The following is a 259-nucleotide window of genomic DNA, read 5'->3' on the forward strand; positions in this document are numbered from 1 at the left end:
AATCCGCGGCAGCCCGGACTCCGCCCGGTTCGCCAGCTCGATCAGCGGCCGCAGCATCTGCGGCGGCAGGTTGTCGACGACGTACCAGTCGAGGTCTTCGAGGGCGTTCGCGACCGTCGACCGGCCCGCGCCCGACATCCCGGTCACGATCAGCACTTCCTGCTGTTCGGCGTTCGTGTCGATGTCGGTCGCCACGTGCTCTCCTTCTCTGAACCGCGTGCGACCAGCCTACCGACTGACCCGGCGGCCCTAGACGGTT

1 protein-coding gene is annotated in these 259 nt (G+C 68.0%); it reads right to left on the reverse strand.

Going from position 1 to position 259, the window contains the following annotated elements; translation table 11 throughout:
* Positions 1 to 195: RNase adapter RapZ (locus tag AC1RPV_RS07995; protein ID WP_481764235.1), on the reverse strand; the 195-nt coding region annotated here is incomplete at its 3' end.
* Positions 196 to 259 lie beyond the last annotated feature (64 nt).

Source organism: Dellaglioa sp. CoH-55-MRSF-9, from assembly GCF_056782155.1.